The organism is Olsenella profusa F0195 (assembly GCF_000468755.1).
Classification (GTDB): domain Bacteria; phylum Actinomycetota; class Coriobacteriia; order Coriobacteriales; family Atopobiaceae; genus Olsenella_F; species Olsenella_F profusa.
The window spans coordinates 121,177-134,349 of the sequence record NZ_AWEZ01000069.1 but is presented as its reverse complement, the minus strand read 5'-3'; the positions used below and the strand labels follow the sequence as shown (position 1 = coordinate 134,349).

The 13,173-nt window shown below is 64.7% G+C and carries 12 protein-coding genes; 2 read left to right on the top strand and 10 right to left on the bottom strand.

All coding sequences use genetic code 11. The features are described from left to right. Window positions 1–91 precede the first annotated feature (91 nt). Both HMPREF1316_RS12030 and deoD read right to left on the bottom strand, forming a co-directional pair. The gene (locus HMPREF1316_RS12030; RefSeq protein ID WP_040652539.1) at window positions 92–1,144 is read right to left on the bottom strand and encodes a BMP family ABC transporter substrate-binding protein; all 1,053 of its coding nucleotides are present in this window, start codon (window positions 1,142–1,144) and stop codon (window positions 92–94) included. A gap of 144 nt (window positions 1,145–1,288) precedes the next feature. After that, window positions 1,289–2,014: a purine-nucleoside phosphorylase gene (gene deoD, locus HMPREF1316_RS12025; protein WP_021727297.1), complete on the bottom strand. Its 726-nt coding sequence runs from the start codon at window positions 2,012–2,014 to the stop codon at window positions 1,289–1,291. A 226-nt stretch (window positions 2,015–2,240) separates the two neighbouring features. On the opposite strand from deoD, the gene HMPREF1316_RS12020 reads away from it, so the two are divergent. Both HMPREF1316_RS12020 and HMPREF1316_RS12015 read left to right on the top strand, forming a co-directional pair. Then, a complete protein-coding gene (locus tag HMPREF1316_RS12020; protein WP_021727208.1) occupies window positions 2,241–3,338 on the top strand; it encodes a PfkB family carbohydrate kinase in 1,098 nt (365 codons plus the stop codon). Window positions 3,339–3,385: 47 nt separating this feature from the next. Then, on the top strand, window positions 3,386–4,321 hold the full coding sequence (locus HMPREF1316_RS12015) for a pseudouridine-5'-phosphate glycosidase (protein ID WP_021727228.1): 936 nt from the start codon (window positions 3,386–3,388) through the stop codon (window positions 4,319–4,321). Window positions 4,322–4,422: 101 nt separating this feature from the next. Here the strand turns inward: HMPREF1316_RS12015 and deoC are convergent, their stop codons facing one another. From deoC to HMPREF1316_RS11975, 8 genes are all read right to left on the bottom strand, one after another. Next, window positions 4,423–5,064 carry a deoxyribose-phosphate aldolase gene (deoC, locus tag HMPREF1316_RS12010; RefSeq protein ID WP_040652533.1) on the bottom strand — a complete coding sequence of 214 codons (642 nt, stop codon included), beginning with the start codon at window positions 5,062–5,064 and terminating at the stop codon, window positions 4,423–4,425. 540 nt (window positions 5,065–5,604) lie between these two features. Beyond that, the gene (gene groL, locus HMPREF1316_RS12005) at window positions 5,605–7,245 is read right to left on the bottom strand and encodes a chaperonin GroEL (protein WP_021727255.1); all 1,641 of its coding nucleotides are present in this window, start codon (window positions 7,243–7,245) and stop codon (window positions 5,605–5,607) included. Between the two features lie 27 nt (window positions 7,246–7,272). Then, a complete protein-coding gene (locus HMPREF1316_RS12000; protein WP_021727313.1) occupies window positions 7,273–7,563 on the bottom strand; it encodes a co-chaperone GroES in 291 nt (96 codons plus the stop codon). A gap of 184 nt (window positions 7,564–7,747) precedes the next feature. Further along, the gene (locus HMPREF1316_RS11995; RefSeq protein WP_021727215.1) at window positions 7,748–9,028 is read right to left on the bottom strand and encodes a sensor histidine kinase; all 1,281 of its coding nucleotides are present in this window, start codon (window positions 9,026–9,028) and stop codon (window positions 7,748–7,750) included. Next, window positions 9,009–9,710, bottom strand: a complete 702-nt coding sequence (locus HMPREF1316_RS11990; RefSeq protein ID WP_021727311.1) for a response regulator transcription factor — start codon at window positions 9,708–9,710, stop codon at window positions 9,009–9,011. The genes HMPREF1316_RS11995 and HMPREF1316_RS11990 overlap by 20 nt, the downstream gene beginning before the upstream one ends. A gap of 23 nt (window positions 9,711–9,733) precedes the next feature. Then, a complete protein-coding gene (locus tag HMPREF1316_RS11985; RefSeq protein WP_021727298.1) occupies window positions 9,734–10,306 on the bottom strand; it encodes a DUF4342 domain-containing protein in 573 nt (190 codons plus the stop codon). 125 nt (window positions 10,307–10,431) lie between these two features. Continuing rightward, complete coding sequence (locus HMPREF1316_RS11980) at window positions 10,432–12,372, bottom strand: NAD(+) synthase (protein ID WP_040652465.1); 1,941 nt, start codon at window positions 12,370–12,372, stop codon at window positions 10,432–10,434. Between the two features lie 377 nt (window positions 12,373–12,749). After that, window positions 12,750–13,172 (bottom strand): hypothetical protein, encoded by a 423-nt coding sequence (locus tag HMPREF1316_RS11975; protein ID WP_021727278.1) that lies wholly within the window; start codon window positions 13,170–13,172, stop codon window positions 12,750–12,752. Window position 13,173 lies beyond the last annotated feature (1 nt).

The window sequence follows — 13,173 nt, the reverse complement described above, 5'->3', positions numbered from 1 at the left end:
TGCGCCCTCAAAGGGGGCGAGGCGCCGGAAACCGCTCCGAACGTCTCGCCCCATACTCTCGGTGGGGAGTTTGCACTCGCACTACCAGGGACTACAGCGTGCTTGCAAAGGTGTTGTAGTCATCCTCCGTGGCGGGAGGGGTGATGGTCCCGTCCTTGATGAGATCCTCGAACGAGATGGCCTTGTCGTAGATCTCGTCGCTGAAGAGGTGGTGATCCTCGGGAATGCCCACGGCATCCTCCTTGAGGCCCAGCTCGACGTTGGCACCACCCTTGTCCTCACCCGACTGCAGGCCCTCGGACACCTCGATGATGGCCTTGTTGACGAGCTTGAGCGCGGAGGTGAGCACGTTGTCGGGAGCGAGATAGGCCTGGTCGCGATCGACGCCGATGGCGTACTTGCCCGCCTCCTTGGCGGCCTCGATGACGCCCGTGCCACAGCCACCGGCGGCATGGAACACCACGTCGCAGCCATTGCTGAGCATCTTCTGGGCAATGGACTTGCCCTTGGCGGCATCGGAGAAGCTCTCGGCGTACTGGGACGTCACCTGCACGTTGAGCCCCTCCTTCTTGTTGGCATAGGCGACGCCCGCCTTGTAGCCCCACTCGAACTGGGAGATGATGTTCGAGCTGATGCCACCGACGAAGCCCACCTTGCCCGACGTGCTCACACGAGCGGCGATGTAGCCCACCAGGAACGAGGGCTCCTGGGCGCGGAACATGACGCCCGTGAGATTGGCGGAAGGGTCGTCATACCCGTTGTCGATGATGGCGAACTGCACGTCGGGGTTGGTCTGGGCGCAGGACTCCACGGCGTCCGCCATGGCGAAGCCGATGCCCCACACGAGGTTGGCCCCATCGTCGACGGCCTTGTCGAGGTTGGTCTTGTAGTCGGACTCCTGCCTGGACTCGAGGTAGCTGACCGTCCAGCCCTTGTCCTGCTGGAGCTGCTGCAGCCCCTCCCAGGAGCTCTGGTTGAACGACTGGTCGGAGACGCCACCCGTGTCCGTGACCATCTCAATCTTGTAGCTGGAGGATGTTGCGGAGCTATCGCTGCCGGAGTCGCTGGAGCTGCCACCGCAGCCAGCAAGGCCGACAAGGGCGGCAGCCGCTGCCGCTGAGCCGATGAAGGTCCTGCGGTTCATCATGTGCATGATGGTCTTCCTTCCTCAAGGTGGGCCTACGATGTTTCTGACAAGCTAGACACCTGTCAGTATGCGACAACATCGGCCACTTTTCCGCCTGACGTCGGCGAACGAGGCGCAACTGCAACCGAGCTGCAAGCCTGCCTATGCGCCCTCGGGCAGCGCCAACGAGAGGGCGACCTCCATCATCTGCGTGAAGCTGGTCTGCCGCTCGCTCGCGGGCAAGGACTCGCCCGTGAGCACGAGGTCCGAGATGGAGAGCAGTGAGAGCGCCTTCCTCTTGGCCTTGGCGGCATTCATGTAGAGCGCAGCAGACTCCATCTCGAGCGCAAGCACGCCCATGTCGGCCCAGCGCCCGGTGTCCTCAGGGTCTCCTCCGTAGAAGCCGTCCTCGGAGAGGACGTTGCCCACCTGCGTGCGCACGCCCAGCTCCTGGGCCTTGTCCACGGCACGCCGCAGCAGGTCGTAGCTGGCGATGGGGGCAAAGGTGCCCGGCAGCTTGAACAGGTGCGCGTAGTTGGAGTCGGTGCACGCGCCCTGGGCGATCACGAGGTCGCGCAGCTGAAGCCCCGCGCCGATGCCCCCTGCGCTCCCGATGCGGATGATGGCGTCTACGCCATAGAAGTTGTAGAGCTCATGCGAGTAGATACCGATGGAGGGCATGCCCATGCCACTGCCCATCACGGAGACGGGGCGACCCTGATAGGTGCCCGTAAAGCCCAGCATGTTGCGCACGTGGTTGAAGCAGGTGACGTTCTCGAGGTAGTGCTCGGCAACATACTGTGCCCGCAGGGGATCGCCGGGCATGAGCACGGTCTTGGCGATCTGGCCCTCGATCGCGTCGTTGTGGGGGGTGGGAACGTTTGCCATGGCGGGGCCTCTTGAGGACGGTGGTGAGACGTGACGTGTCGGTGACGAGCGGCTGGGACATCCGGTACGTGCAGCCCGGACGACAGAACCCATCGTAGCGAATGATACTGCACCGAAGCCTCATGTGCGTTCTTCCTGTAGGGGCCTTGACAGACCACCCGGCATCCGATTCAATGTGTATACTTTTGTTTAACGTTCTTATGATTGTTTAACTATGGGGGTGCACATGAGCTCAATAACCAAGCGGGAACGTCAGATTCTCTCATGGATCGAGGAGGATCCTTCCATCTCACAGGCCGAAATCGCAGAGCGTGCGGGCATCTCGCGCTCCTCGGTGGCCGTCCACATCTCAAACCTCATGCGCAAGGGCGTCATCCTGGGCAGGCGCTATGTGGTACGTGACCATCCCTACGTGGTGGTCATCGGCGGCGCAAACATCGACATCGGCGGATGGCCAGAGCACGTCCTCGTCGCCAGGGACTCCAATCCCGGCACCGTGACCACGTCCCCCGGAGGCGCTGGTCGCAACATCGCGCATAACCTATCGCTTTTGGGCGTCGACGTTCGTCTCATCACGGCCTTTGGCACCGATGAGTATGCGGGTGTCCTGCGTGCCGCCTGTCGAGGTGCCCGCATTGACATCTCGCACTCCCTCACGGTGCCCAACTTCGCCACCTCCACCTACCTCTATGTCACCGACGAGACGGGCAGCATGACGCAGGCCATCTCCGACATGAAGATCTTCGAAAGGCTCACGCCCACGTTCTTCGAGCAGCACATGCATCTCATCAACAACTCCACAGCCTGCATCATCGATGCCAATCTGCCCCAGAGCTCCATCGAGTTCATCGTGGATCATGCGGGAGTCCCCATCTTCTGCGACCCCGTGTCCACGGCAAAGGCGCCCAAGGTCAAGCGCTGCCTGGGCAAGCTCACGGTCCTTAAGCCCAACGTGCTTGAGCTCGAGACGCTCACGGGCATCAAGGTGACCGACGACGCCTCGCTCGACCGGGCGGTGAGCAGTCTCCTGGAGACGGGGCTCAAGAGCGTCTTCGTGTCTCGTGGCGCGGATGGTCTCTACTGCGCCCGCGACGATGAGCGACTGTCGATACCGACCCTGCCCACCAAGGTCGTCAACACCACCGGTGCGGGTGACTGCCTCATGGCCGCAATAGTATGGGGATGGCTCGACAAGCGCAGCCTGGAGGAGATCGGACGCCTGAGCAATGCTGCGGCCGCCACCTGCGTAGAGAGTCCCGAGACCATCAACTCCCTGCTCAGCCCCGAGCTGGTGCAGGAGCGTCTCGAGCAGTCGGCCCAGTGAGCCACGCCATCCGCACTCCCACAAGGCATATCGAGAAGGAGCACCGCATGAACACGGAAGCGCTCAGGAAACATCTGGTTGTCGCTCCCGAGGTTCAGGAGGCCCTCGATGACAACAGGCCCATCGTGGCACTTGAGTCCACGATCATCTCGCACGGCATGCCCTACCCCAAGAACGTGGAGACCGCCCTCAATGTGGAGAGGATCATTCGCGAGCAGGGCGCCGTACCCGCCACCTGTGCCATCATCAAGGGAAAGCTCGTCGCCGGTTGCAGCGCGGAGGAGATCGAACATCTGGGCAAGCGGGGCCTCAAGGTCACCAAGGCCAGCCGCAGGGACGTTCCCGTGCTGGTGGAGCGTGGCGAGGACGGCGCCTCCACCGTGGCCACCACGATGATCATCGCCCACCTGGCAGGCATTTCCGTGTTCGCCACCGGCGGCATCGGCGGCGTGCATCGTGGTGCCGAGACGACCATGGACATCTCGGCTGACCTCGAGGAGCTGGCACATACGCCCGTGATGGTGATCTGCGCCGGCGCGAAGTCCATCCTCGATCTGGGTCTCACCTTGGAGTACCTGGAGACCCATGGCGTCACCGTACTGGGCTACCAGACCAAGACGCTGCCCGCGTTCTACACGCGCGAGAGCGAATTTGGGGTTGACTATCAGGTTGACACCCCCGCCGAGCTGGCAGGCATCTTCCACACCAAGGAGGAGCTGGGCCTTGAGGGTGGCCTACTCGTGACCAATCCCATCCCCGAGCGGTACTCCATGGATGCCGACACGATCAGCAGGAACATCGACGAGGCCGTGGCCGAGACGGAGTGGCTGGGCATTCACGGCAAGGACGTCACGCCCCATCTGCTTGACAGGATCCAGAAGATGACGGGCGGAGCCAGCCTGGAGGCCAACATCCAGCTCGTATACAACAACGTGGTGCTCGGAGCCACGGTGGCCAGGGAGCTCTGCGCCAGGAGGGCATAGGTGGCTACGACATGTGAATGCGTCGGGGCCGGACGCCTTGGCGTCCGGCCCGCCGACCCTTGCCCCGTGCCTGCGATCCACGCGCGCCTGGGAATGCGGAGCTACCCCCCAATGATGGCAATGGAGGCGCTCACGCCCAGACGATCGGCCCCGGCCTTCACCATGGCCTCGGCCTCCTGCCTGCTGTGAATGCCACCCGCCGCCTTGACCTTACAGCGCTCTCCCACGGTCCTGCGCATGAGCTCCACATCATGCACGGTGGCACCGCCCGTGCCGAAGCCCGTGCTCGTCTTGACGAAGGATGCACCGGCCTCGACACAATCCTCGCAGGCTCGCACGATCTGCTCGTCATCCAGCAGGCAGCACTCAAGGATCACCTTGACGGGGCGGCCCTCGGCCATGCGCACGACCTCGGCAATGTCACTCACCACGTAATTGTCGTCCCCGTCGATCAGCTTGCCCACATTGATGACCATGTCGAGCTCGGTGGTGCCGTCAATGACGGCCTGATGCGCCTCGGCTGCCTTGCCTGCCGTGGCCGCCGCACCCAGGGGGAAGCCGACGCAAGTGGTTATGCCCACACCGGAACCCGCCAGCCACTCTGACACAGAGGCGGTCCAGCAGCCATTGATGGCGACGCTCGCGAAGCCGTACCGCTTGGCCTCGTCGCAGAGCCTGACGAGGTCGGCCTTGGTGGCATCGGCCTTGAGGTTGGTATGGTCGATAATGGATGCAAGATTCATGTGCTTCTCCCTCTCCCTGCCCACAAGGCAGGTGCCGAGTCTTCCTCTCATGTCCCTCCCATCCTAGCGCGACCCCATGTGCGGCTGCACCACGTTATGGCGGAATGGTACCGCGCGGCAAGGGCGGCCGATACGGGAGGCAAGCATAGATACCCCTGCGCCTCTGTGAACGAAGGCAGCTTCGATACCCTGATGTGCCTGGCCGGCCAGTCCATGTGCCGCCCCAAGAGGAATGGGACCGGGAGGCAGTGCGAGAAGGCTGCGGAAGGGAGCGAAATGGCCCCAAGTGCGCGCTGGGCTCCCCATGAAAGGACCCCTCAAGGGGTGTCGAGGAGTCGGCTGGGGAGCCCCTCGAACGCATATCCAAGGCAATCCTGGGCTTTTGCCAGCCGACCACCCTGTGACCGTGCCGCACAGGCCCATCTGAGCACGCACTTGGGGCCATTTCGCTCCATCAGGCGCCAAGGACCGCCACAATAATGCAAAGGGTCCCGCACCTGTGTGCGGGATCCCAGCGTCGCAAGGCGTGTGCCGTACGGCCTAGTACATGCCGCCACCCTGGCCGCCTGCGGCGGCCGCACGGGAGATGGCATCCTCGATGGTGGTGTCCTTGGGCTCGTCGGAGATGGTCGCCTCGGTGATGAGGATCAGCGACGACACGGAGGCGGCGTTCTGCAGCGTGGTGCGCGTGACCTTGACGGGATCAAGCACGCCCATCTCGATCATATCGCCCCACTCGCCATTGGCGGAGTCGAGGCCCTCGCCCTCCTTCAGCCCCTTGATCTTCTCGACCACGACGGAACCCTCGAAGCCAGCGTTCTGAGCGATGGTGCGCACAGGTGCAGTCAGTGCCTTGCGAATGATGTCGACGCCGATCTTCTCGTCGTTGTCGGCACATTCGACCTGCTCAAGCACCCCCGCAGCCTGCAGGAAGGCGACGCCGCCACCGGCGACGATACCCTCCTCGACGGCCGCACGCGTGGCCTGCAGGGCATCCTCGATGCGATGCTTGATCTCCTTGAGCTCGACCTCGGTGGCCGCGCCGACCTTGATGACAGCAACGCCACCGGCCAGCTTGGCCTTGCGCTCCTGGAGCTTCTCCCTGTCGAAGTCGGAGTCGGTGTTCGCGATCTCGTTCTCGATCTGGCCGACACGCTCGGAGATGGCGTCCTTGGAGCCTGCGCCGTCAACGATGGTGGTGTTGTCCTTGGTGATCTTGACCGACTTGGCGCGGCCGAGCATCTCAGCAGTCACGTCGGTGAGCTCGACGCCCAGCTCCTTCATCGCAGGCTGGCCGCCCGTGAGGATGGCAATGTCCTCGAGCATGCGCTTGCGGCGATCACCATAGCCAGGGGCCTTGACGGCGGCGGCGTTGAGGGTGCCGCGCAGCTTGTTGAGGATGAGCGTCGCGAGCGCCTCGCCGTCGACGTCCTCGGCGATGATGAGCAGCGGGGAGCCACTCTTCTGGATGCCCTCGAGCACCGGCAGGATGTCCTGGATGTTCGAGATCTTCTGGTCGGTCATCAGGATGTAGGGGTTCTGCAGCTCGGCCGTCATCGTGTCGTTGTTGGTGGCGAAGTACGGGGAGATGTAGCCCTTGTCGAACTGCATGCCCTCGACCGTGTCGATGGTGATGCCAAAGGTGTTGGAGTCCTCGACGGTGATGACGCCGTCCTTGCCCACGACCTCCATGGCCTCGGAGATCTTCTGGCCGATCTCAGGGTCGGCAGCGGAGATGGTGCCCACCGAGGCGATCTGCTCGGAGGTGGAGACGTCGCGCGAGGCGGACTTCATCTGGTCGACGGCTGCCGCGACGGCCTTGTCGACGCCGCGGCGGATGGCGATGGGGTTGGCGCCAGCGGCCACGTTGCGCAGGCCCTCGTTGACGATGACCTGAGCGAGCAGGGTCGCGGTGGTGGTACCGTCACCCACGGTGTCGTTGGTCTTGGTGGCAACCTCCTTCACCAGCTGGGCACCCATGTTCTCGATGGGATCCTTGAGCTCGATCTCCTTGGCGACGGAGACGCCGTCGTTGGTGATCGTGGGGGCGCCGTAGGAGCGCTGGAGCGCCACGTAGCGGCCCTTGGGCCCCAAGGTAGTGGTAACGGCGTCCGCAAGGGTGTTCACGCCCTTGGCGAGCTTGGCACGCGCATCGGTGCCGAAGGCAATGTCCTTAGCCATGTTCTTGTCCTCCAAACGTTATGCCTGTTACTCGGAAATGATGGCGTAGATGTCGTCAGCACGAAGCAGTAGGTAATCGACACCGTCGACCTTGACCTCGTTACCGCCGAACTTGCCGTAGTACACCTGGTCGCCCACCTTGACGTCGGGCACGACCCGCTCGCCCTTGTCATTGAGCTTGCCGGCGCCAACGGCGATGACCTCTCCGCGCTGCGGCTTCTCCTGGGCACCCGAGGAGATGTAGAGACCGGTGGAAGTCTTCTCCTCCTTGGGAGCGGGCTTGACGAGAACGCGATCGCCCAACGGCTTAAGAGTCATATCCAAGTACCTCCTTCTGCGTGCGCCTGATGGCGCAAAACCCCAAGACGGCCAGACCGTAGCCGCCTTTTCCAACGTTAGGAATACTACCCAAACACATGGTCTCATACACGCGGGATACAAAATCTTACACAGCGCGCTTAGATTTTCTGACTCGTCCTATCGCATGCATGGACCACGGCCATCACATGGCATGCTCATGGGACCGACATGCCGCCGATGGGGGCAGTGCTATGGTGAGGCGGCTGCCCACGCCCGCACTCGACACCACGGACAGGGTGCCGCCATGCCGATCCACGATCCACTTGGCTATGGAGAGCCCCAGCCCCGTGCCCTCGGCATGCTGGCGCGCCTCCTCGCCGCGATAGAAGCGCTCGAAGGCGTGGCGGACGGTCTCCTCTGACATGCCCGTGCCCTCGTCCTGCACGCTCGCGCACGCGTGCGGCCCCTCGGCGCTCGCAGACAGGGAGATCGTCGTGCCCTCAGGAGAATACTTGGCCGCGTTCTGCACGATGATGCGCAGCGCCTGCTTGACGAGGGCCTCGTCGGCCTCGACCTCAAGGTGGCCGCCCGCGAGCTGCCCCGGGTCGACGGCGCCAGGAACGAACCGGTACTGGTGGGCGTCGTCTATCATTTGGGACTCTTCGCAGACCTCCCGCACGAGCGCGGCCAGATCCATCCGGGACCTGTGCAGCTCGTTCCTGCCGGCATCGCCCCGTGCAAGAAAGAGCAGCTGCTCGACAAGCTCCTGCATGTGGGCGCCCTCCGACTTGAGAGCGGCTATCGACTCCTCCAGCACCGTGGGGTCATCCTTGCCCCAGCGATCCAGCATGTCCACGTAGCCCCGGATGACGGCAAGGGGCGTGCGCAGCTCATGACTCGCATCGTTGACGAAGCGCATCTGCTGGAGCTTGGCATCCTGCATCTGGCGGAGCAGTCGGTTGAGCGCCACCTCTATGCTCGCAAGATCCCTGTCGCCCGTGCTCACGTGGGGCGAGTCCACGCTGGCGCGCTCGATGGCCTGCTCGAGACTTGCCATCTTCCCGCGGTCGCCCACCCCCTGGTCAGCCCCCTGGCCAGGCAACGCGCCTCCCACGAGCGCATCCATCCTGAGCGCGAGGTCGTTGAGCGGCTTGAGCTGCCGACGCACGCGACGCGTGTCGGAGAGGGCATGAAGGGGCCACAGGAGCTGCACCACGAGGAGCGGCACGACCCAGGGCCACAGCTCCGCCCACGACGTTGCGACGAACTCCCCGACACCTGTGGGGGCAAGCCCCCCAGCAAGGGCGTGTGCCAGGTACAGGCCAAGGGCCACCAGGTCGAACGAGAGGCAACCGACCAGCCGGCGCCACCAGAAGCCCCAGCTGATGCTGCGGGCGATGGAGGGCGCAAGGGAGGGCCTGCGGCCCCCATCGCCCGTGCCGGCTCCCCCCTGCAGGGGACGCCTATCCCTCGCGGATGACATAGCCGACCCCTCTGACGGTCGAGATGAGCTGCCGTCCGAGCATGCCATCTATCTTCCTGCGCAGATGCGCCACATGCACATCCACGTTGTTCGTCTCGCCCATGAGCTCGTAGCCCAGGGCCTCGGACGCGATGCGCTCGCGCGCCATGACCACGCCCGCATGCTCGAGCAGCACACGCAGCACCTCGAACTCGCTGTTGGTGAGCTCGACCTCCCGGCCCCGGACCGTGAGCTCATGGGCCTCCAGGTCAAGGCACACGCCCCCGCTCGCGAGATGCGCGCCCGCCTCGGCACCCGTCGTGCCGGCCGCAGGCCCCGTGGGCTCGTGTCGCTTGAGGGCGACGCGGATGCGGGCCAGCAGCTCCTCGATGGCAAAGGGCTTGGTCACGTAGTCGTCAGCCCCCGCATCGAGGCCCGCCACCTTGTCCATCACGGCATCGCGGGCCGTGAGCATGATGGTCGGCGTGTCTCGCGTCCTGCGGATGCGCCGCAGGACCTCCAGGCCGCTGAGGCCGGGGAGCATCACGTCGAGCAGGATGAGGTCGAAGTCCTGGGCAAGCGCCGCCTCGACCGCCGCGCGACCGTCGGCAAGCTTGGTCACCTCGTAGCCCTCATGCAAGAGCTCGAGCTCGAGGAAGCGCGCGATCCTCTCCTCGTCCTCGACGATGAGAACCCTCGTCACGGGCAGCCTCCCTCCGCACATGCCTACCTTCTGTCGGTCACATCCCGCCTGATGGTATCAGCAAAGTCAGCGGCACCACTCATGGCATCGTTCACGTCCTCAGTCACCTTGCTTGCCGAGTGCGACGCATCGCCCGGCTTGTCGATACGGTAGCGCACGCCAAAGAAGAGCCCGATGATCAGCAGCCAGATGGTGGCCCCCCACACGAAGATCCCCACGATGGGCACGAGCACCGGCAGCCTCATGAGCTGGTCGTCATCGTGCCTGATGGCGACGAACTTGTAGTCGATGCCGTTCTGCAGGACGCGCTTGATCGTCTCCCATAGGTCGGACTTCCTGCTGGACTCTTGGTACTCCTGCTGTGCACGGATCATCTCGGGCGAGTTGGCGCCCTGCTCCTGGCCACCATCCGTGGCACCCGTGCTGTAGCTCGCCGTTGCGGTGTGTGCCTTCCCCTCGTGCTCGAGCCATATGATGGCGTCGAGCACGTTGCCGCCCGACGCCTCGAGGGCCCTCTTGGCATCCTCGTAGCTGACTCCCGTCTTGGAGCGGACAAGCTCGACCTTCTCGAGGCTCGTGTCATCTGCGTTGCTCATGGTCGTACCTCTCGCCTGGTATGGAAGCGCCTCTCGCTTCGCCTGGGACCATAGTCGCAGGCGTAGATTAAGCGACCATTGGCGTTGGGTTAAGCTCGATTAAGAATGCCGGAGGCGCGGCGGCCCTACAGCTCGGCAAGCTCACGCAGCCAGGCGTTGGCACAGGCGTCGCTCGGCATGCGCAGGTCCCCGCGCGGGCTCACCGCCACAGAGCCCACCTTGGGACCGTCCGGCAGGCAGCTGCGCTTGAACTGCTGCGAGAAGAGGCGCCGGTAGAACGTTCGCAGCCACTTGAGGATCGTGGCATCGGCATAGCCGGCCGCCGTCCCCTCCCCCAGCGCATGGCGGGCAAGACGGTACACCTTGCGTGGGGCAAAGCCACGGCGCAGCACCTGGTAGAGGAAGAAGTCATGCAGCTCGTAGGGACCCACGAGGTCCTCCGTGCGCTGCGCGATGGCGCCCCTGGCCGTGGCGGGCAACAGCTCCGGCGAGACGGGCGTGTCCAGCACGTCCATCAGCACGCGCGAGAGGTCGCCGGAGTCGGTGGTGTCCGCCACGTAGCGCACGAGGTGGCGCACGAGCGTCTTGGGGACCCCCGCGTTCACGCCGTACATGCTCATGTGGTCGGCGTTGTAGGTCGCCCAGCCCAGGGCCAGCTCGGAGAGGTCTCCGGTGCCCACCACGAGCCCGCCCTCCTGGTTGGCGATGTCCATGAGGATCTGCGTGCGCTCGCGCGCCTGGGAGTTCTCGTAGGTCACCGAGTGGTCGCCCTCGTCATGGCCGATGTCGGCGAAGTGCTGGCGCACGGCGTCGGCGATGGGCACCTCGCGCAGGGTGGCCCCCAGCACCTCCGTGAGCTCGAGCGCGTTGGCGTGCGTGCGTCGCGTGGTGCCAAAGCCCGGCATGGTGATGGCCAGGATGCCGGAGCGGTCAAGCTCGAGGATGTCAAAGGCCCGCGCCATCACGAGCAGCGCCAGCGTGGAGTCGAGCCCACCCGAGACGCCCACCACGGCGCACTCGGAGCGCGTGTGCGAGAGGCGCTTGGCCAGTCCGTATGCCTGGATGGAGAACACGTCCTCGCAGCGTTCGGCGCGGCGGGCAGGATTGGCAGGCACGAAGGGATGCGGGTCGACACGGCGCGTGAGGCGCGTCTCCGCCGTGTCGAGCGTGAAGGTCGTGACCTCGTAGTTCGCGTCCTGAGCCGTGGGCGCGCACCCAAACGTCGAAAGGCGGCGGCGCTCCGCGGCAAGGGCCGTCACGTCCACCTCGGTGGTGGCGCGGCCGTCGCCGAAGGGGTCGGCCTGTGCGAGGAGCACGCCGTTCTCGGCAATGAGGTCGTGCGCGGAGAACACGAGGTCCTGCGTGGACTCGCCCCATCCGGCACTGGCGTACACATAGGCGGCGACCAGACGGGCACTCTGGCCCATCACGAGATCGCGGCGGTAGTCGGCCTTGCCCACCACGGCGTTCGAGGCGGAGAGGTTGCAGATGACCGTGGCGCCTGCCTGGGCATGGGCGATGGAGGGCGGGTTGGCGACCCAGAGGTCCTCGCAGACCTCGACGGCCACCTTGAGCTGGGAAAGGGTGTCGCAGGCAAACAGCTGGGACGTGCCAAGGGGCACGTTCTCCCAGCCTGCGAAGCGGACGTGCGACACATCCCAGGGTCCAGCGGCAAAGTGACGCACCTCATAGAACTCGTTGTAGTTGGGGATGTGGCGCTTGGGGACCAGCCCCAAGAGCTCACCGTGGGCGAGGACGGCGGCACAGTTGTAGAGCTTGTCGTTCGCGCGCACGGGGACGCCCGCCAGCACCAGCGCATCACATGACGCCGTGCGCCTGGCCACTGCCGCAAGGCCGCGCTCGGCGGCGTCGAGCAGCGCATCCTGCCAGAAGAGGTCCTCGCAGGTGTAGCCCGTCACACAGAGCTCGGGCAGGACCACGAGCTTGGCACCATCGGATCGCACGGCATCGGTGATCTCGCTGACACAGGCATCGACGTTGGCATCCACGTCGGCGACCCGCACCTGCGGCGAGCGGGCCGCGACCTTGATGAATCCGTCCTGCATGGGGCTCTCCCGCCGATATCGCACATGGCCATGGCCACGCCGTCCATCATGTCCCACCCATGGTATCGCGATTTCCCAGCCGTCGCCGCGAGACGGCCGGGGGCGTTCGGAGGCTCCTGCCGAAGGGCGCATACGGCGACGTGGCGGATTCTCAGCCAGAATGTGGGACGAGAGGAACGTTTGGCCCTGAAGTGCGCGATGCTGGTCGACAACGTAGGACCCACGGGACCACGATGGCCTGTCCGCAGCCGTGGGGTGACCCTTCTTTTGCTTGAAAATCGTGCGTGACGATACACTCGGGCCGCGTTTGGCGCGATATGGCCACGCACTTCAGGCCCAAACGTTCCTCTTGTGTGCGCAAACGACGAACTCCTCCGCTACAACCCAGCACTAGTCCCCCACGAGGAACGCCTCTCGTCCTCCCTCCGTGCCCACTCGACGCGCTGCTGTCGATAAAGCTCCTCGTAGAGGTCGTCACGGTGGGCAGCCTCCCTCTTGCGGGCAGCCTCGAGGGCAGAGGATGCGTTGGCGGCCGAGTCCAGCGCCCGCATCGCATGCACCCGCGCCTCGTCTTCCAGGGCATAGATGGAGCGGGGACAGTACGGGCCGAGCTCAGCCATCATCTGCTCACGCAGCATCGCCGAGCGACGCTGCTCGTATTCGAGCTTGACCAGGAAGTCCTCCACCACACCGCGACGGCGGACCAGCTCCTGCTCACGATCCTCCGATTGGATGATCCTCCTGCGGGCTTCCGCGGCGAACGCATCATAGACGCGGGAGCCTTCATCCGCAGGTTCCATG